The organism is Streptomyces angustmyceticus (assembly GCF_019933235.1).
In the GTDB taxonomy this organism is placed as follows: domain Bacteria; phylum Actinomycetota; class Actinomycetes; order Streptomycetales; family Streptomycetaceae; genus Streptomyces; species Streptomyces angustmyceticus.
The window spans coordinates 1,618,713-1,636,800 of sequence record NZ_CP082945.1 but is presented as its reverse complement, the minus strand read 5'-3'; the positions used below and the strand labels follow the sequence as shown (position 1 = coordinate 1,636,800).

Here is an 18,088-nt window from a genome sequence, read left to right as displayed (position 1 = left end):
GCGAGCCGGTGTTGCCCGGTCGATCAGGTACGACCTGTGCGTCCCGGCCCTGCTCAAGGCCGTTCGGTGCATGTCCGGACCAGCCTTACGCCTCCGCGGGGGTGGCCGGTCGTGTCGCGTAGCGGTGGCGCATGGCGTCGCTGGCCGCGGGGCCTGCGGTGAAGACGTAGGTGGCGCTGTCGTCGAGTCGGCGGCCGGTCTTGGCGTCGACGATGACGGGATCGACTTCCTCGCCGCTGTGCGCGTCGATGAGGATCATGCTGCGTTCGGCCGATGCGAGGCGGGAGTTGCCCCATGCGGCCAGGGCGACGATCACCGGTCGCAGGGAGTGCCCGAGTTCGGTGAGGACGTACTCGTGGCGCACGGGGTTGGACTGGTAGGGCCGGCGCTCCAGTAGCCCGTCCGCGACGAGGGTTTTCAGCCGGGTGGTGAGCATGCTGGAGGAGATGCCCAGGCTCTCCTGGAACTGGTCGAAGCGGGTGTAGCCGTCAAAGGCGTCGTGGAGGATCAGCAGCGTCCACCACTCGCCCACGTGTTCCACCGTCGTAGACAGCGGGCACTCTCGGTCCGACAGCCTGATCCGGCTTGCCACGGCGACCATCCCCTCGGTTACTGCTAAAGTCGAAGTTAGTGGGTGCTATTTTAGCAGTAACGACGGGAGCGGTGCCTTCTGTGTCCGCACCCGGGAACGGAGCACACCGTGACCACGTCCATCAGCGAATCCCTCGAAGGCCGATGCGCTCTGGTCACCGGCGGCACCAAGGGCACCGGAGCCGCCATCGCCCGACGGCTCACCCAGGCCGGCGCAAACGTACTGGTCACCGCCCGCAGCCGCCCCGACGACGTCGAGGAGAACGCGTTCATCACCGCCGACCTGTCCACCGCCCAGGGCGCAGCCCACGTCGCCGCCGAGGTGGACGCCCGCGTGGGAGGCGTCGACATCCTGGTCAACACCCTCGGCGGGTCCGAGTCGCCGACTGGAGGGTTCGCAGCGCTCGGCGAGGACGACTGGGCCAGGGAGCTGAACACGAACCTGCTGGCCGCTGTCCGCCTGGACCGCGCACTCCTGCCGCACATGATCGCCACGGGCAAGGGCGTGATCGTGCACGTCACCTCGATCCAGCGCCGCATGCCGCTGTGGAACGGAACCCTGGCCTACGCCGCCGCCAAGGCCGCCCTGACCACCTACAGCAAGGGCCTGGCCAACGAGGTCGCCCCGCACGGCGTCCGCGTCAACACCGTCTCGCCCGGCTTCGTACAGACCTCGGCCGCCGACAACCTTGTCGCCCGGATCGCCCATGACGCAGACATCACCCAGGAAGCGGCGCTGGGACGGCTCATGGACTCCCTGGGCGGCATCCCGCTGGGCCGTCCCAACCGGCCTGAGGAAGTCGCCGAGCTCGTCGCCTTCCTCGTCTCCGACCGCGCCTCGGCCATCGTCGGCGCCGAACACGTCATCGACGGCGGCACCACCCCCACCGTCTGAACCGTCCACCACCCCAGGGAGCGTCATGCACGACAACCAGCCCCGAACCAGCATCCCGGACACCCTGCCCGAGGTGATCACCCGCTACCTGAAAGCGCATCGCGCCCACGACACCGCCACCGCAGTCACGGCGTTCACCCGCGAAGCCACAGTGATCGACGACGGCAACACCTACGAGGGCACCGAGGCGATCGGGGAGTGGCTCGACCGATCCGCCACCGAATTCAACTACACCATCCACCTCACCGGCGCCCAGCAGACCGACGAAACCCGCTACATCGCCACCCACCACCTCGAGGGCAACTTCCCCGGCGGGACCATCGATCTGCGCTACCAGTTCACACTCCGCGACGGCCTCATCGAACGCCTCGTCATCGAGCCCTGAGTCCCCACCCATGCCACACGTTGCCGCCACATGCGAGAAGCCCCGCTCGCCCCGGACTGCCGTTCCAGGCCGTTGTGCCCAGCCACTCAACCACCGGTCCGGCCCTCCAGTTTGGGATCAGCACGTGCACGCCTGAGGAATCAAGGTGAGCAACTCCGAGGTCATCCTCAGCACAGGGTGAGGAGATTCAAATATCCCCACCAGAGCAGCTGACCGGGCAGATCCGTGAACTGGAAGACCATCTGGCCCGGCACGTGAAGTGCCATTTCCCGCAGTTGCTCGCCTCGGTGGGCATCGGTCCGGACAGTGCCGTCACCTTGCTGATCACTATCGGGGACAATCCGGAACGTCTGGGCAGCGAGGCGTCCTTCGCCGCGCTGTGCGGGGTCAGCCCCATCGAGCGCTCCTCGGGACGCCATCATCACCGTCGGCTCAACCGTGGGGCGACCGGCAGGCCATCGCAGACCAGGGCGATCTTTCTGGGTCTTCGCTTCGAGCCCGAAGGGCAGGCAGCGGCGCCGCGTTGTTTGGGTGCCTACGGTGTGCTGGGCGCAGTCGGCGCTGCTCCTGGGTGTGCATGCTGATGGGCCTCGGTTTTCTGATCGCCGCGGCCGGAGTGATCTGTTCCGCCACCGCGCAGCGCCGTCAGGTGGCGGTGTCGCCCCCGTCCGCGCCCTCCGCCGCATAGCGCTCCAGCCAGGACGGAAACTCCGTCAGGTCGGCGAGCACCACATCGGCACCGGCGTTGCGCAGTTCCGTGGCGTCGCACGGGCCGGTGGCGACCGCGACGGACAGCGCGCCGGCGGTGTGCGCCCCGACGACGTCACCGATGTGGTCGCCGACGTAGACCTGCGCCTGGTGCTTGCGCAGCGCCTCGGCCTTGCCCTCCGCCCACAGGGAGCCGAAAAGGGCGTCCACGTCGAGGCCGAGGTGGTCCAGGTGCAGCTTGGCGTTGGGCTCGTACTTCGCGGTCACCACGATCGCCCGGCCGCCCGCCGCGTGGATCGCGTCGATGGCCTCCCGGGCACCGGGCATGGCGGGCGACGCCGCGACCGCGTACTGCGGATACAGCTCGCGGAAGAGAGCGGCGGTCTCCGCCACTCGCTCCTCGGGGAACCAGTGGCGGATCTCGTGCTCCAGCGGGGGCCCCAGCCGGCTCGCCGCGAGGTCGGCGTCGATGAAGGTGCCGGTCCTGGCCGACAGCTCCTGATACACGGCCTTGATGCCCGGACGTGAGTCGATCAGCGTCATGTCGAGGTCGAAGCCGACCGTCAGAGAGTGTGCAGCCATGCCTGCCATTGTGCCTGCGGCGGCATCCCCGGTCAGGGAGGCACGACCCCGGCCCCTCAGCGGGGCACCCGCCGCATCCGCCACACCAGGAACAGCGCCGAGGCGACCGCCGCGACCCGCACGATCCCCGGCAGCCCGTCGGCCATCTCCTGCCCCAGCTGTCCCTGGGCGAGGGGCTTGCCCCACCGCCCGTCGAACCGGCCCCACAGCCGCACCACCAGACCGCCGACGACGCTCCCCGGCACGCCGAGCGCCGCGAACTTGGCCTCGGCCCGGCTCAGCCGCCACGATACGTAGGCGAGCCCCCAGCCGCCCGCCAGCGCGAGCCACGACCCCAGCGCCGCACCGGCCACCAGCAGCACGGCCGGCGTCAGGACACCGACCGGCCCGGCACGGACCGAGGCTCGCTCACGCTGGAACCGCGGACGAGATTGCCTTCCTGGGCCCGGTGCTCATGGACGAGCCGGACGGCTATGGCGCCTTCCCCCGCGGCGGAGGCGACCCGCTTGACCGACCCGCTCCTGACGTCGCCCGCGGCGAACACACCCGGCATCGTGGTCTCCAGCATCAGTGGCCCGCGCCCGAGCGATTCCCAGATGTTCTCGTCGGCCGCTGCCCGGGCGTCGGCGCCGGTGAGCACGAACCCCCGTCGGTCCAGCGCGACCACGTCCTTCAGCCACTCGGTGTACGGCCGGGCGCCGATGAACACGAACAGGGCTCGGGCCGGCAGTTCGCGACGGTCGCCGGAGGCGTTGTCCTCCACGGTCAACGACTGCAGGGTGCCCTCTCCGTTGACCTGGCGCACTTCGGTGTGGGTCAGCACCTCGACCTTCGGATGGCGTGTCACCTGGTCCACCAGATAGCGCGACATGTCCTTGCCGAGGTCGCCGCTGCGGACGAGCAGATACACCTTGGGTGCGTATCCGGCGAGGAAGAGCACCGCCTGGCCTGCGGAGTTGCCCCCGCCGACCACGGCCACGGGGTCCATCCGGCACAGGTTGGCTTCGTGGAGGGTGGCGGCGTAGTAGACGCTGGAGCCTTCCAGCCGGTCGATGCCGGGGACGTCGAGCCTGCGGTAGCGCACTCCCGAGGCCAGGACGATGGTGGCGGCCCGGATCTCGGAGCCGTCCGCGAAGGTGAGGGCGTACCGGCCGTCGCGCGGTTCGAGCGAGGTGACCTCGGCGGGAACGGTGAGCTGTGCGCCGAATTTGCGGGCCTGGAGCACCGAGCGTTCCATGAGTTCGCCACCCGAGATCCCGGACGGGAAGCCCAGATAGTTCTCGATGCGCGAGGAGGTGGCGGCCTGGCCTCCGGTGGCCATGGCGTCGACGGCTACGGTCACGAGGCCGTCGGAGGAGCCGTAGACCGCGGCGGCGAGCCCGGCCGGGCCCGCGCCGATCACCACCAGGTCGTATTCACCGTCGCCGTGCGCAGAGGTGGGGAGCCCGATGAGGCGGGCGAGGTCCGCGATGCTGGGATTGCGCAGTATTTGCTCTCCCTTCCACATGACGACCGGGGTCTCGTCCGGACGGATGCCGAACCGGCGCAGCAGCGCCTCGGCTTCCTTGTCCTTCTCCAGGTCGATCCATCGGTGTGGTAGCCGGTTGCGGGCGGCGAATTCACGCAGCCGCAGGGTGTTGGGCGAGTAGCACGAGCCCAGGATCCGGAAGCCGGCGCCCAGGCCGATGAGCAGGGACCGGCGGCCGAGGTAGGCGCGCAGAACCAGGTCCCCGAGGGCCGGATCGCGTGCCACCAGGGCCCGCTGGCGCTCCACCGGGACCGCGAGCACCTGGCCGGGCTCGCGTACGACCGCGGTGTCGAACGCCGTCTGCCCTTCGAGGAGACCGAGTTCCCCCAGAAAGCGGCCGGGGCCGTGTACCGCCACGGTGCGTTGGTCGGGACCGCCGTAGTCGTGGATGACCTCGACCATCCCGCTGACGATGGCAAGGAACTCCTCGCACGGTTCGCCCTCGCGGAACAGCACCTCGCCCCGCCGCGTGGGGCGGTACTCGCCGTACTGGGCCAGCGCATCGAGCTGTTCCGGCGTCAGCCGAGGGTAGGCACCGTGCTGATCGGGGGTTTCGGTGGGTACCCCGCCCGGGCCCGCGGCAGTCATCAGACCACGGCCTCGTGGACGTAACACCAGCGCCAGTTCTCTCCCGGCTCGAGGGGCTGCACGATGGGGTGGCCGATGTTGGCGGCGTGCAGACGGGCGTGCTTGAGTGGCGAGGAGTCGCAGCATCCGACGTGTCCGCAGGTCAGGCACAGCCTGAGGTGCACCCAGGGAGAGCCGAGGCGCAGGCACTCCTCGCAGCCCTCGGGGGTGCGCGGCGTCACCGGGCGCACGAGCGACAGGTGCCAGTCGCTTTCGGTAGTCATGATGGTCGTCCTTCCTTGGCGGACGGGCTCAGCGGCGACCCGCGATGGTCTCCTCGACCCATTGGCGCAGCACGTTGGCGGGGGCGGCGCCGGCCTGTCGAGCGATCGCCTCTCCCCGGTCGAGGAGGAGCAGGGTCGGCACGGCCTGCACCTGGAATCGCTGGGACAGCCCGGGGGCCTGGTCGACATCGACCTTGACGAGCTTGATCTTTCCGGCGAGCTCGCGGGCGACCTGTTCCAGTGCGGGGCTGACCTTGCGGCAGGGACCGCACCAGGTGGCCCAGAGGTCGACGAGGACGAGGGGCGCCGCCTTACCGGCGATCTCCGCGAAGTCGTCATCGCCGGCATCGACGATCCAGGGCAACGGGGTACCGCAATTTCCGCATTTGGGGCGCCCGTCCCCCGCTGCCGGCACCCGGTTCTTGCGGCCGCACGACTCACAGACGACCGTCTTGCTCCGGCTCGTTGTCACCGTGCTCACGCAGCCATTCCGTGGTCGGCCTGGGCCGGCCTGTCGTACGTCACGACCAGTTCACCGTTCTGGGCGTCGACCCGGATCGCCGAGCCGTCCTGTACATCGCCGCGGATCAGGGCCCGCCCGACGAGTGTTTCGACCTCGTGCGAGATGTAGCGGCGCAGCGGCCGTGCCCCGTAGACGGGGTCGAAGCCCTGCTGGGCGATGAGCTCGCGGGCGCGCTCGGTGAGTTCGACGGTGATCTGGCGTTCGGCCAGGCGCCGGCGCAGGTCGTTGAACTGCAGCTCGACGATGCGCTTGATCTGGTCCATGCCCAGCGGCTTGAACAGCACGACGTCGTCGACGCGGTTGAGGAACTCGGGGCGGAAGTGGCTTTGCAGTTCGCCCATGACCAGGGCCCGTGCCTCGGGCTTGATCTCGCCCTCGGGGGTCACCCCGTCGAGCAGATGGGTGGATCCGATGTTGGAGGTCATGATGACGACGGTGTTGCGGAAGTCGACGGTGCGGCCTTGGGCGTCGGTGATCCGGCCGTCGTCGAGTACCTGCAGCAAGGTGTTGAAGACATCGGCGTGTGCCTTCTCGACCTCGTCGAACAGGACCACGGAGTAGGGCTTGCGGCGTACCGCCTCGGTGAGCTGGCCGCCCTCCTCGTAGCCGACGTATCCGGGTGGCGCTCCGACCAGTCTGCTGACGGTGTGCCGTTCCTGGTACTCGCTCATGTCGAGGCGGACGATGCTCTCCTCGGTGTCGAACAGTGCCGCGGCGAGCGCCTTGGCGAGCTCGGTCTTTCCGACGCCGGTGGGGCCGAGGAAGATGAACGAGCCGATGGGGCGGCGCGGGTCGCGGATGCCGGAGCGGGCCCGGATGATGGCGTCGGTGACCAGCTTGACGGCCTCGTCCTGGCCGATCACCCGCTCGGTGAGGATCTCGTCGAGCCGCAGCAGCTTCTCCCGCTCGCCTTCCTGCAGCCGGGTCACCGGGATGCCGGTCCAGGCGGCGACGATCTCGGCGATCTCGTCCTCCGTGACGACCTCGCGCAGGAGCCGGGTATCGCCCTGCTTGGCGGCGAGCGCCTCCTCTTCGGCGGCCAGCCGGCGTTCGAGTTCGGTGAGTGTGCCGTAGCGCAGTTCGGCGGCGCGGTTGAGGTCGTAGTTGCGTTCGGCCTCTTCCGCTTCCTGACGGACCTGTTCCAGTTCCTGACGCAGCTCCTGCACTCGCCGGATGGCCTGGCGTTCGGCCTCCCACTGGGCGTTCATGGCGTCGGCCTCGGCGCGCAGGTCGGACAGTTCGCGCCGGAGCTCCTCCAGCCGCTTACGGCTGGCAGTGTCGGTCTCCTTTGCGAGGGCCGCATCCTCGATCTCCAGACGGGTCACCCGGCGGGTGATCTCGTCGAGTTCGGCCGGCATGGAGTCGATCTCGGTGCGCAGCCGGGCGCAGGCCTCGTCGACGAGGTCGATGGCCTTGTCCGGCAGGAAGCGGTCGGAGATGTAGCGGTGGCTGAGGGTGGCCGCGGCGACCAGCGCGGTGTCCTGGATCTTCACGCCGTGGAAGACCTCAAGACGTTCGCGCAGGCCGCGGAGGATGGAGACGGTGTCCTCCACGCTCGGCTCGTCCACCAGGACCTGCTGGAAGCGGCGTTCGAGGGCGGCGTCGGACTCGACGTGCTTGCGGTACTCCTCCAGCGTGGTGGCGCCGATCATGTGCAGTTCGCCGCGGGCGAGCATCGGCTTGAGCATGTTCCCGGCGTCCATCGCGCCCTCGGCGCCGCCGCCGGCTCCGACGACCGTGTGGAGTTCGTCGACGAAGAGCAGGATGCGCCCCTCGGCGGCCTTGACCTCGCTCAGCACGGCCTGCAGTCGTTCCTCGAACTCACCGCGGTATTTGGCGCCCGCCACCAGCGAACTCATATCGAGGGAGAAGATGGTCTTCTCGCGCAGCCCCTCGGGGACGTCGCCGCGGACGATCCGCTGTGCCAGTCCCTCCACGATGGCCGTCTTGCCGACGCCCGGATCGCCGATCAGGACGGGGTTGTTCTTCGTCTTGCGGCTGAGGATCTGGGTGACGCGGCGGATCTCCGCGTCCCGGCCGATCACCGGGTCCTTCTTGCCGCTGCGCGCCTCGGCGACCAGATCACGGCCGTACTTCTCCAACGCCTCGTACGCGGCCTCGGGCGTGGCCGAGGTGACCCGCTGGTGCCCGCGGATGCGGGTCAGCGCGGAGAGGAAGACGTCCTTGGTGATGCCGTGTTCCTTGAGCAGCCGTCCCGCCGCGGTCCTGGAGCCCTCATCGGCCAGTGCCAGGACGAGGTGCTCCACGGACACATATTCGTCCTTGAGCCGCTTGGCCTCCTGCTCGGCGGTGTCCAGCAGCTTGGCCAGCCGCTGGGTGACGTACACCTGGCCGGGTGTGGCGCCGGGTCCGGTCACCTTCGGTCTGCGTGACAGCTCGCCCATGAGCGCGGCGCGCAACGCCTTGGTGTCGGCGCCTGCTTGGTCGAAGAGGCGCGGCACCAGCCCGTCCGGCTGGTCGAGGAGGGCGAGCAGCAGATGCTCACCGTCGACCTCGGTCTGGTCCATCCGGCCGGCGATCGTCTGCGCTTCCTGAAGAGCTTCCTGGGACTTCTGGGTGAGCCGGTTCATATCCACGATTCATCACTCCTCGAGCCGGCGTTGCTGCGTCTCAACGCGGCCTCCAGCTCGCTGATCCGGTCGAGCAGGTCGAGCACCAGACCGAGGGAGGCGTAGTTGAGGGGGAGCCCGGCCCGTAGCCGTTGGATGCGGGCGAGAGTTGCGGGCGCGCCCGGGTCGAACCACAGCCGGCCGCTGTGGTCGCGGGTGGCGTCGACCAGGCCGAGGGTGACGAACCGCCGGACGAGATCGGGGTGGAGTCCGGAGCGCCGGGCCACGACGTCCAGGCTGAGTCTGTCGACGGGTGCGAGGGCGTAGTTGCGGACAACGACGTTCAGGGCCCGCTGCTTGTCCGGCGCCGTCGGCCGGCGATGCCCGGCCTTCGGCCCGGCGGCAGCGCGCCGTGGATCATGGGTCATCCTGGCTTCCTCGGGTCGAAGGTGGACACGGCAGCCAGCTCCTCGAAGAGCTCACGCTCCCGGTCGCCGAGTTCGGGCGGCACCATGATCCGGACCTCCGCGTAGAGATCTCCGTTGGCGCCACGGGGGTTGGGCATGCCCTCGCCGCGCAACCGCAGCCGGCGGCCGCTGGACGAGCCCTTGGGAACGGTGACTTTGGCGGTGCCGCCGGGCGTGGGTACCGGTACCGTCGCGCCGAGCGCCGCCTCCCAGGGCGTGACGGGAAGCGCGACGTGGATGTCCCGGCCCTCCAGGCGGAATCGCGTATCGGGCTTGATCCGTACGCGGAGGTACAGATCTCCCGGGGGACCGTCGTCGCTGCCCCTGCCGCCTTCCCCGGCCAGCCGGATGCGCTGTCCGTCGACCACGCCACGCGGGATGTTGACGTCGTAGGTCCGCTGTCCGCCGGGTCCGGCGAGGGTGATGCTGCGATGACCGCCGTGGTAGGCCTCCTCGACACCGAGCTGGATCTCGGCCTCCTGGTCGGCGCCGGGAACCGGGCCCCAGCGTCCGCCGCCTCCGCCGCGGCCGTACATCCCGCCGAACAGGTCCTCGAAGTTGATGCCGGCGCCGTCGAATCCCTCGCCATAGTCGGTGAACCGGACCCGGCCGCCGCCGGTGGCCCGGCCACGGCCGCTGCCTCGGGCTCCCGCCCCGGCCCCCACGCCCGCGCCCACCCGTTCTTCCCAGTCCTCCGGGATCTGCCGGAAGTCCTCGCCGAAGCGGTCGTAGCGCTTGCGCGTCTTGGGGTCGGACAGCACGCTGTACGCCTCGTTGAGCTCCTTGAAGCGCTCCTCGGCCTGCGGGTCCTTGTTGATGTCGGGGTGGTATTTGCGGGCCAGCTTGCGGAAGGCCTGCTGTATGTCGTCGGAGCTCGCGTTGCGCTGCACCCCGAGCACGTCGTAGTAGTCCCGTGCCATGGGGCGTCACTCCTGCCGCTTGCTGACCATGACGGCCGCGGGGCGCAGCTGCCGGCTCCCCTCGCCGTAGCCGGGACGCATCACCTGCACGACGGTGTTCGGCTCGGCATCGGGGTCGTCGACGGTGCCGACGACCTCGTGCACGGCCGGGTCGAACGGCACTCCGGTCTCCTCGTAGCGGGGATAGCCGAGCCGGCGGAGCACGTCGACGGCCTGGTCGCGTACGGCCTTGACGCCTTCGACCACGGCGGACGGATCGGATCCGGCATGGGTGAGCGCCAGGTCCAGATTGTCGACCACCGGCAGCCAGGCCGCCGCGGTGCGGGCGCGTTCCTCGTTCCGTACGGCGGCCAGTTCCTTGGCGTGGCGCTTGCGGAGGTTGTCGAGGTCCGCGAGGGCGCGGCGCCAGCGGTCTTGGAGTTCGTCGAGGGCCGCGGCGTGGTCGTCCACCTCCGGCTGCTCCGGGGGCAGGGCCTGGCTCAGCTCGCCCTGGGGCGTCGTCGGCTCCTGTTCGGTGGACATCGCCGCACCTCAGCTCTTGTCGAATTCGGCGTCGACCACGTCGTCGTCGGATCCGGCGGAGCTGCCCGAAGCACCGCCTGCCCCGGCGTCCGCCGTGGCCCGCTCCTCCGCGGACGGGCCCGCGCCTGCCTGGTGGGAGGCCAGCGAGGCGTGGATCTGCTGGAGTTCGGAGGTCAGCGACCTGACCTTGTCGAGCGGCGCCTCTCCCTTGACGGCTTCCCGGGCGTCGGTGACAAGCATCTCGGCCCGTGCCTTCTCGTGCGCGGGTGCGGCGTCGCCCAGCTCATTCAGCCGGCGTTCGACCTGGTAGGCAACGGCGTCCAGTTCGTTGCGGGCGTCCACCGCCGCGCGCAGCGCCTGGTCCTCGCCGCGGTGCGCCTCGGCCTCCTGGACCATCCGCTCGACCTCGCTCTGGTCGAGGTTGGAGCCCTCGCTGATGGTGATGCCCTGCTCGGCGCCGGTGTCCTTGTCACGCGCGGCGACGTTCAGGATGCCGTTGGCGTCGACGTCGAAGGTGACCTCGACCTGCGGCTCGCCGCGGGGCGCGGGGCGGATGTCCTTGAGCTGGAAGCGGCCCAGGACGCGGTTGTCCTTCGCGAGCTCGCGCTCTCCTTGCAGGACGACGATGTCGACGGCTCCCTGGTTGTCCTCGGCGGTGGAGAAGGTCTCCGTGCGCCGCACCGGGATGGTGGTGTTCCGCTCGATGATCTTGGTCATCACACCGCCGCGGGTCTCCACGCCCAGCGACAGCGGGATGACGTCGAGCAGCAGGACGTCCTTGACGTCGCCTTTGAGCACTCCTGCCTGGATCGCGGCGCCCATGGCCACGACCTCGTCGGGGTTGACGCTCATGTTCGGGTCCTTGCCCCCGGTCAGCCGGCGGACCAGGTTCTGGACGGCGGGGATGCGGGTGGAGCCGCCCACGAGGATGACCTCGTCGATATCGCTGTCGCTGATCTTGGCGTCGGCCATCGCCTGCTTGACCGGTTCCATGGTCCGCTCGACCAGGTCGGAGGTGATCTGCTCGAACGTGGACCGCATGACCGTCTCGGTCAGATGCTTCGGGCCGGCGGCGTCCGCGGTGATGAACGGCAGGCTGACCTGCGTCTGGCTGACCGAGCTGAGTTCGGTCTTGGCCTTCTCCGCGGCCTCGAAAAGCCGTTGCAGGGCCTGCGGGTCGTTCCGCAGATCGATGCCGTTGTCGCGTTGGAAGTTGTCCGCCAGGTGGTCCACCAGCCGCCGGTCGAAGTCGTCACCGCCCAGGTGGCTGTCGCCCGCGGTGGACCGGACCTCGACCACCCCGTCGCCGACGTCGAGCAGGCTGACGTCGAAGGTGCCGCCGCCCAGGTCGAAGACGAGCACGGTCTCGTGCCCCTTCTTGTCCAGCCCGTAGGCGAGGGCCGCCGCCGTGGGCTCGTTGATGATGCGCAGGACCTCCAGTCCCGCGATGCGCCCCGCGTCCTTCGTCGCGGTGCGCTGGGCGTCGTTGAAGTAGGCGGGGACGGTGATGACGGCTTCCGTCACCTTCTCGCCCAACTGCTTGGCGGCGTCGTCGGCGAGCTTGCGCAGGACCAGTGCGCTGATCTCCTCGGGCGCGTACAGCTTGCCGCGTACCTCGAAGCGCGCATTGCCGTGGTCGTCGGCGACCACGTCGAAGCCGACGGCCTTCGCCTCGTCGGAGATCTCGTCGTAGCGGCGGCCGATGAAGCGCTTGGCCGAGTAGATGGTTCCCTTGGGGTTGAGGATCGCCTGGCGGCGGGCCAACTGGCCGACGAGCCGCTCGCCCGTGTCGGTGAACGCAACGACTGAAGGGGTCGTGCGGCTGCCCTCGGAGTTCGGGAGAACCGTCGCCTCACCGCCCTCCCACGCGGCGATCACCGAGTTGGTGGTTCCGAGGTCGATGCCGACTGCCTTAGCCATGGGGATACTCCTTCATCGAAAGCCACGGAAGTGTTCGCGCGCCCTGTGCCGCGGGGTCGGGGTCTCACTTCTCGGTGGCGGTGGTGCCGGCCGCCGCGCTCCCGAGCCGGTTGAGCAGCTTGGCGGCCTGATCGGCCACCTCGGCGTCCGCCACGACCTCGTACCGGCTCGGCTGCATCGTGCTGACCGAAGCGAAGTCGCGGCGCCCGCGCTGCACGCTGTACAGAAGTAGTCCGAGCAGCGCGCCGATCACTGCGCCGAAGATCATCCCGTAAAGGGCCAGCAACAGCGACGACAGCACCGGGTCGAGCCAACTGAGCAGGCCGAAGATCCAGCCGATCAGTGCACCGGGGAGTGCTCCGGAGGCGGCCCCGCTCAGCGCCGCCCTGCCATGACCGACACGGCCGACAACTTGTTCGACGAGTTGCAGGTCGTGGCCGATGATGGCGACGCGTTCCACCGGGAATTCCTGGTCGGACAGGTAATCGACGGCGCGTTCCGCCTCCGAGTAGGTGGGGTACGACGCGATGGTCCGACGGTCCTGCTGGCTCATGTCCCCTCCTCCCGACGACACGCCACTGCTGCTGGTTCACGGCTGACCGCTTCAGTCTCGCCATCGCGGGCGACCCGCGGCCTGCGCCTGCGAGGCCGAAATCCGTAGGCAATCTGGGTCTGCCAGGGTGAGCTGATCGAGGCCGACATATTCGGACAAGATCTGCGTCGTTGGGTAGTGTGGATCGCGGGCGAGTCCCTTAGAAAGGCCGTTGATCCCACCATGGCCACGACCTCGGGCACGACGGGCCGGTCCCCCCGGACCAGCTGGGGACGCGAGCACCTGGCGAACATGTACAGCCTTTTCGTGCTCTCGATGATCATGAATGACGCGCCGGACGAGAGTGACGTCCTGACGCGGGCCCTCACCGCCGTTGGCACCCTCGGTCCGTGCCGCGCCGAGGCCGCCTACCTCACGCTCGACAACGGCCTGACCCGCACACCCACCGACTGGCCCCGCGCCACCCCCCACCTCGATGCCCAGGTCCGGAGACTGGACGGTCAGGGTGGGCCGGTCACGGTGCCGGACCGGGAATGGGGCTGGAGCCTCGCGCTGCGCAGCACGGCGGACGTCATCGGCCACTTGGTGGTCAGCGCACGGTCCCAGCCCACCGATGACGAGTACTTCCTGCTGCGGGTCCTGGCTCAGCAGACCGCGGCAGCCCTCACGCAAGCCATGGCCCGGCGCACGGAACGCGACCGTGAACAGCGATTGCGGCAGCTCAGCGATGACCGCGCGGCCACGAACGCCCGGCTCACCACGTCCGTCTCCGAACTGGAGCATCAGCGCTCCGTCCACGAGATGCTCAGCGACGCCTCCGCGAACGACGACGGCGTACAGGGCATTGCCGGGGCTCTTCACCAGCTCACCGGCTACCCGGTCGCCATCGAGGACCGCTTCGGCAATCTGCGGGCCTGGGCGGGCCCGGGCCGCCCCGACCCCTACCCCAAACCCGAGGCGGCCCCGCACGAAGAGCTTCTGCAGGATGTGGCCCGCCGACTGCGGCCGGTGCGGGTGGCGGAACAGGTCATCGCGCTGGCCCAGCACCGTGGCGAGGTCCTCGGCACCGTGGCCCTGATCGACCCCGAAGCGGGCGCCGGCGAGGAAGAATGGTTCGCCCTCGATTACGCCAGCACTGCGCTGGCCCTGGAACTGGCCCATCTGCGCAACCTCGCCGAGGTGGAGCTGCGGCTACGACGCGAACTCGTGGACGACCTGATCACCGGCACCGACGACGCGAGCGCCTACGCCCGGGCCGCCGCCGTAGGCCATGACCTGCACGGTCCGCAGTATCTCGTCGCCGTGCAATGGACGGGCCGGCCGGCCGACGACACCTTCGTGCAAGCGGTCGGCAGGTCGGCAGCCGGGCTGCGGATGCGGTCACTGCTGGCCAGACGGTCCGGGATGGCCGTCCTCGTACTGCAGGGCCGTCCCCAGGCGAAGGCCCTGTACGAGGCAGTGGGCCGCGAACTCGGCTCGCCCACCGGCTCGATCGGTGTGGGCGGCCGCTGCGACACCCCGAGCGAGATCCCCCGCTCGTTCCAGGAAGCGTTGCGCGCCCTGGAGGTCCGCCAGCGCTCGCAGTCCCCCCACGGGGCCACGACCTTCGACGAACTGGGTCTCTACCGCATCCTGGGGTCGGGCGGCGGCTACCGGGAGGTCGAGCAGTTCGTCCGTGAGTGGCTCGGCCCGCTACTGGACTATGACGCCGCACACCACTCGGACCTGGTCCAGACCCTCTCCCAGTACTTCGAGTGCGGTGGCAACTACGACGCCACGGCAGCCGCCCTGGCCATCCACCGCAGCACCCTGCGCTACCGGCTCCAGCGCATCCGCGAGGTCAGCGGCAATGGCCTCGGGGACGTCGACGGCCGGCTGAACCTGCACGTTGCCACCCGGGTGTGGAAAGTCCTGGGCGGCTGACCCTGACCAGGAGGCGAGCGATGCACCGGCGGACAGCGGACACTCCCGTGGCCGCTGTCGCTCACCTGGGCGGAGTACCACTGACTCCCGGCGACCACATCTGTGCCCTGTACCGGGGGCGTGCCGAGCGGGACCAGCTCATGACCCCCTTCTTGGCGGAGGGCCTGAGTGCAGGGCACATCTGCCTCCTCTTGGGCACCGAGGGCGACGGCCGTACTTTTCGCGACGTCTTGGCCTCGCACGCCCCCGCGGTGGGCCGGCGCGGCAACAGCCTCCAGATCAGGGGCCCGAATGAGTATCTGCGGGACGGGACGACCTTCGACGGAGATCGCACACTGGCCCGGCTCTCCGCATGGTCGGACGAGATGTTCCCGTCCGACAACGGCACCTGCGCCCGGCTCGCCGCCGATATGAGCTGGGCCCAGCCCTTGGTGCAGCCCGCCTTCGTCCAGGATCTGGTCCGGTATGAGATGCGCGCGACCCGGTGGCTGCGGTCGTATCCCCAGGTGGGGATGTGCATGTACGACCTGGAGATGTTCCACAGTGACCTGATCGTCCCACTGGTCAAGGCCCATCCGAAGGTCTGGCTGAACGGCATGATCATGGAAAATCCGTACTTCCTCGATCCCGATGAGGAGACCGGGCCACCGGCCTCCGGGGAGACCTGACACCGCTCACCGCTCACCGCTCACCGCTCCGGCCGTGCGCACGTCCCGCCGTCCGGTTCCGGCACGAAATCCCGGCTTGCCGCACGGAGCGTAGGCGCTGTCTATCCGACGTCCTTGGGAGGCGGAGCCGAGCCGTCACCGCGCCCCCGCCGGAGTTCCTGTTCCTCTTCCGCGTCTGCCGCCTCTTCCTCCGGCGCCGGTCGCTCCTGCCGGCCCTCCCGCGCCTCCCGGACCGGCTCGACATCCCGTTCCAGCGGTGTCGTGCCCAGCGCGGCCGTCAGCTCCTCCAGGGCCCCTAGCAAAAGTTCCGCGCCACGCCGCACCACCGGATCATCACCGCCGTCCGAGCCCTCCCAGGCGTCGAGCGCCGCCGCTACCCGCTCCCATCCCGGGGCCCGCCGCTCGCGTACGTCCCGCGCCGCACGCGCGGTGTCCGCCCGCAGGGCCGCCGCGAACAGTGCGGCTTCCGGGACGGGCCGCACCTCTGGCCCCGGCAGATGGGCCTCCAGAAGCATCGCCGCCCGCCCCATCGACTTGAGCGCCTCATACGCGTCCTGGGCCGCACTGCGGGTCAGTCCACGATGCTTCACCGGCTCTTGCTTGGCCCGCTCGAAAGCCTCGTCCCATGCGGCCTCCTTCGTACGGGCGGCAAGCAGTGCCTGCCGCACTTCCGCGCGATGCCCGCGGTCGGGATCCGCGTAGCTGTCGACCACCGCCGCCGCGTACCGCCCGTTCGCGGCGAGCCAGTCCGCGAGACGGTCCAGCAGCCGCGGGGTCTCCCAGGCCGGAAAGACCACATAGGCCAGCATCGCGAGCGCACCGCCGAGCAGGGTCAGCAGCACTCGGTCCCGCACCGTCTGGTGCCACTCCGCGCCCCCCATCCCGAGCAGGAAGACGACATACGCTGCGGCGAAGGACTGCGAGACCGCGTACCCGGTGCGCATCAGCAGGTACATCAACCCGGCCGAGAGCACGGCCAGCCCGCCGGACAGATATGCGCCCGGGTGAGCCAGCTGCACCACTCCGGTGGCCAGGCCGACGCCGACGAGAGTGCCGGAGAACCGGGCCACAGCACGGGAGTAGGTCTGGTGGAAGTCGGGCCGCAGCACCATGACGGAGGTGATCGGCACCCAGTAGCCGTGGCCCAGCGGAAGCGCATTGCCGAGCAGGTAGCCGAGGCAAGCCACCCCGGCGAGACGTACAGCGTGCCGGAGAACAGTCGAGTCCCAGGTGAGCTCGCGGCGCATCGCACGCAGCACGACCGGCACCATCCGGAACATGGTCGGACGCACCAGTGCCGGGGCGTTCGCCGCGTGCGTGTCGCTGCTGTCCGCGGTCTCCACGACCTCGCGCAGCAGATCGAACAGCCGCACTGCTGCCAGCCGCGCCGGCCCCCGCAGCACCTCGTCCTCCCCGCCCCGGAGGACCTCCATGGCTTCGGAGGGCGCCCGGACCGGGGTACCGCGGCGGATCGAATGGGCAGCGGCGTCCAGCACCTCGCCGGCCGCCTTCAGGAGTTCCCGCGCCCGGTCGCGTTCCGGCCCCTCCGCCGGAGCGCCGACCCGGGGGTCGGCGAGGGAGGCGAGGACCGGGCGGATGCGCTCGGCCAGGCCGCGGGGGCCGTGCAAGGCGGCGGGCCGCCGGCGCGCCTGCCACGGCGTGACCGCAGCGGCGTCGCGGGCCGTCATCATCGGTTCCGGGGCGAAGGGGGCCACCGGGTCGTCCCGCAGCCGCCGGGCGTAGTCGGCCACGGCGGCGAGGGCGCAGGCGAGCGCATCCCGGTGCGCTCCCCAGCGGCGGATCGGGAACAGCAGGATCAGCGTCGCTTGCACCACACCGCCGAAGGCGATCACCGCGGCGTGCTCCAGCGCCTGCACCACGGTGGTCGGCAGGGTGATGGTCACCAGCATGATGCCGATCGTGGTGGCCGCGACGATCCCGGAGGTCGAGCCCGCGGCCCAGGCCATTCCGGCGCCGAAGGACCACACGGCGAGCAGCAGGAGGAACGACACGGGGTGCGCCCCCGCCAGATATCCCAGGAAGGTGCTGAGCGCCAGGCCCGCGCCGGCGGCCAGCGCCAGCACCTTGCGCGGGCGCCAACTCCGCTGGAACGTGGCGGTGCCAGCCGAGAAGGCCCCGAACGCGGCGGACGCGGCATAGGCCGGGGAGACAAGCCACAGCGCGAGCCCGATCACGGTTGCCACTCCGGCCGCGGCGCGCAGTGCGACCAGCGGCTCGAGCCGGGTCCTCTCAATGGTCAGTCCGGAGCGCACGATCAGCCCCAGCGCCCGCAGCCACGTCACGGCGCCGAGCTTAGGGCGAGGCCGGGGCCGTCCGCCGTCAGCCGCACCGTGCACCCGTCCACGTGAGCTACCACGCGGTGCCGCCCGGGAACGAACCGAGGAGTCCGGCCGGAACGCCTGCCACCAGACGGGGCCGATCCAGGTGCCGCTGTCACGGGCGCCGGCCCCGCGGCATCCCG

General features: G+C 70.1%; 18 protein-coding genes. 5 read left to right on the top strand and 13 right to left on the bottom strand.

Features of this window, described 5'->3' with window-relative positions:
* Window positions 1-85 precede the first annotated feature (85 nt).
* The gene (locus K7396_RS07665; protein WP_174886842.1) at window positions 86-601 is read right to left on the bottom strand and encodes a winged helix-turn-helix transcriptional regulator; all 516 of its coding nucleotides are present in this window, start codon (window positions 599-601) and stop codon (window positions 86-88) included.
* Between the two features lie 99 nt (window positions 602-700).
* Between K7396_RS07665 and K7396_RS07660 the strand changes: the two genes are divergently transcribed.
* From K7396_RS07660 to K7396_RS35920, 3 genes are all read left to right on the top strand, one after another.
* On the top strand, window positions 701-1,486 hold the full coding sequence (locus tag K7396_RS07660) for an SDR family oxidoreductase (protein ID WP_086716094.1): 786 nt from the start codon (window positions 701-703) through the stop codon (window positions 1,484-1,486).
* A 25-nt stretch (window positions 1,487-1,511) separates the two neighbouring features.
* Window positions 1,512-1,871, top strand: a complete 360-nt coding sequence (locus K7396_RS07655) for a nuclear transport factor 2 family protein (protein WP_086716096.1) — start codon at window positions 1,512-1,514, stop codon at window positions 1,869-1,871.
* Window positions 1,872-2,125: 254 nt separating this feature from the next.
* Window positions 2,126-2,455 carry a transposase gene (locus K7396_RS35920; protein WP_398686072.1) on the top strand — a complete coding sequence of 110 codons (330 nt, stop codon included), beginning with the start codon at window positions 2,126-2,128 and terminating at the stop codon, window positions 2,453-2,455.
* 61 nt (window positions 2,456-2,516) lie between these two features.
* Here the strand turns inward: K7396_RS35920 and K7396_RS07645 are convergent, their stop codons facing one another.
* From K7396_RS07645 to K7396_RS07595, 11 genes are all read right to left on the bottom strand, one after another.
* Window positions 2,517-3,161: an HAD family hydrolase gene (locus K7396_RS07645; RefSeq protein WP_086716099.1), complete on the bottom strand. Its 645-nt coding sequence runs from the start codon at window positions 3,159-3,161 to the stop codon at window positions 2,517-2,519.
* A 56-nt stretch (window positions 3,162-3,217) separates the two neighbouring features.
* Window positions 3,218-3,523 (bottom strand): hypothetical protein, encoded by a 306-nt coding sequence (locus K7396_RS07640; RefSeq protein ID WP_223659754.1) that lies wholly within the window; start codon window positions 3,521-3,523, stop codon window positions 3,218-3,220.
* Between the two features lie 8 nt (window positions 3,524-3,531).
* Window positions 3,532-5,277, bottom strand: coding sequence for an FAD-dependent oxidoreductase (locus K7396_RS07635; RefSeq protein ID WP_086716102.1), 1,746 nt, complete (start codon window positions 5,275-5,277; stop codon window positions 3,532-3,534).
* Window positions 5,277-5,540, bottom strand: a complete 264-nt coding sequence (locus K7396_RS07630) for a UBP-type zinc finger domain-containing protein (protein ID WP_086716104.1) — start codon at window positions 5,538-5,540, stop codon at window positions 5,277-5,279. Before K7396_RS07630 ends, K7396_RS07635 begins: the two co-directional genes overlap by 1 nt.
* Before the next feature lie 28 nt (window positions 5,541-5,568).
* Entirely contained in the window at window positions 5,569-6,012 is a 444-nt protein-coding gene (trxA, locus tag K7396_RS07625) for a thioredoxin (RefSeq protein WP_086716159.1), read from the bottom strand.
* A gap of 5 nt (window positions 6,013-6,017) precedes the next feature.
* Window positions 6,018-8,660, bottom strand: coding sequence for an ATP-dependent chaperone ClpB (gene clpB / locus K7396_RS07620; RefSeq protein ID WP_086716106.1), 2,643 nt, complete (start codon window positions 8,658-8,660; stop codon window positions 6,018-6,020).
* Window positions 8,651-9,061: a chaperone modulator CbpM gene (locus K7396_RS07615; RefSeq protein WP_086716108.1), complete on the bottom strand. Its 411-nt coding sequence runs from the start codon at window positions 9,059-9,061 to the stop codon at window positions 8,651-8,653. The genes clpB and K7396_RS07615 overlap by 10 nt, the downstream gene beginning before the upstream one ends.
* Window positions 9,058-10,020, bottom strand: a complete 963-nt coding sequence (locus K7396_RS07610) for a DnaJ C-terminal domain-containing protein (RefSeq protein WP_086716110.1) — start codon at window positions 10,018-10,020, stop codon at window positions 9,058-9,060. The genes K7396_RS07615 and K7396_RS07610 overlap by 4 nt, the downstream gene beginning before the upstream one ends.
* A gap of 6 nt (window positions 10,021-10,026) precedes the next feature.
* Complete coding sequence (locus tag K7396_RS07605; protein WP_086716112.1) at window positions 10,027-10,542, bottom strand: nucleotide exchange factor GrpE; 516 nt, start codon at window positions 10,540-10,542, stop codon at window positions 10,027-10,029.
* A 9-nt stretch (window positions 10,543-10,551) separates the two neighbouring features.
* Complete coding sequence (gene dnaK / locus K7396_RS07600; RefSeq protein WP_086716114.1) at window positions 10,552-12,462, bottom strand: molecular chaperone DnaK; 1,911 nt, start codon at window positions 12,460-12,462, stop codon at window positions 10,552-10,554.
* A 64-nt stretch (window positions 12,463-12,526) separates the two neighbouring features.
* Window positions 12,527-13,015: a general stress protein gene (locus K7396_RS07595; protein WP_086716116.1), complete on the bottom strand. Its 489-nt coding sequence runs from the start codon at window positions 13,013-13,015 to the stop codon at window positions 12,527-12,529.
* A gap of 222 nt (window positions 13,016-13,237) precedes the next feature.
* Here K7396_RS07595 and K7396_RS07590 point away from each other — a divergent pair, with 222 nt between their 5' ends.
* Window positions 13,238-14,938, top strand: coding sequence for a PucR family transcriptional regulator (locus K7396_RS07590; protein ID WP_086716118.1), 1,701 nt, complete (start codon window positions 13,238-13,240; stop codon window positions 14,936-14,938).
* Between the two features lie 20 nt (window positions 14,939-14,958).
* Window positions 14,959-15,606: an MEDS domain-containing protein gene (locus tag K7396_RS07585; protein WP_086716120.1), complete on the top strand. Its 648-nt coding sequence runs from the start codon at window positions 14,959-14,961 to the stop codon at window positions 15,604-15,606.
* A 101-nt stretch (window positions 15,607-15,707) separates the two neighbouring features.
* On the opposite strand, the gene K7396_RS07580 is transcribed toward K7396_RS07585, so the two are convergent.
* Complete coding sequence (locus K7396_RS07580; RefSeq protein ID WP_086716122.1) at window positions 15,708-17,909, bottom strand: FUSC family protein; 2,202 nt, start codon at window positions 17,907-17,909, stop codon at window positions 15,708-15,710.
* Window positions 17,910-18,088 lie beyond the last annotated feature (179 nt).

What these genes read in the sequence shown, in the direction of transcription:
- K7396_RS07665 (WP_174886842.1), bottom strand. Translation starts at nt 601, where the DNA reads ATGGTCGCCGTGGCAAGCCGGATCAGGCTGTCGGACCGAGAGTGCCCG.
- K7396_RS07655 (WP_086716096.1), top strand. Translation starts at nt 1,512, where the DNA reads ATGCACGACAACCAGCCCCGAACCAGCATCCCGGACACCCTGCCCGAG.
- K7396_RS07645 (WP_086716099.1), bottom strand. Translation starts at nt 3,161, where the DNA reads ATGGCTGCACACTCTCTGACGGTCGGCTTCGACCTCGACATGACGCTG.
- K7396_RS07635 (WP_086716102.1), bottom strand. Translation starts at nt 5,277, where the DNA reads ATGACTGCCGCGGGCCCGGGCGGGGTACCCACCGAAACCCCCGATCAG.
- K7396_RS07630 (WP_086716104.1), bottom strand. Translation starts at nt 5,540, where the DNA reads ATGACTACCGAAAGCGACTGGCACCTGTCGCTCGTGCGCCCGGTGACG.
- K7396_RS07615 (WP_086716108.1), bottom strand. Translation starts at nt 9,061, where the DNA reads ATGACCCATGATCCACGGCGCGCTGCCGCCGGGCCGAAGGCCGGGCAT.
- K7396_RS07610 (WP_086716110.1), bottom strand. Translation starts at nt 10,020, where the DNA reads ATGGCACGGGACTACTACGACGTGCTCGGGGTGCAGCGCAACGCGAGC.
- K7396_RS07605 (WP_086716112.1), bottom strand. Translation starts at nt 10,542, where the DNA reads ATGTCCACCGAACAGGAGCCGACGACGCCCCAGGGCGAGCTGAGCCAG.
- dnaK (WP_086716114.1), bottom strand. Translation starts at nt 12,462, where the DNA reads ATGGCTAAGGCAGTCGGCATCGACCTCGGAACCACCAACTCGGTGATC.
- K7396_RS07595 (WP_086716116.1), bottom strand. Translation starts at nt 13,015, where the DNA reads ATGAGCCAGCAGGACCGTCGGACCATCGCGTCGTACCCCACCTACTCG.
- K7396_RS07590 (WP_086716118.1), top strand. Translation starts at nt 13,238, where the DNA reads ATGGCCACGACCTCGGGCACGACGGGCCGGTCCCCCCGGACCAGCTGG.
- K7396_RS07585 (WP_086716120.1), top strand. Translation starts at nt 14,959, where the DNA reads ATGCACCGGCGGACAGCGGACACTCCCGTGGCCGCTGTCGCTCACCTG.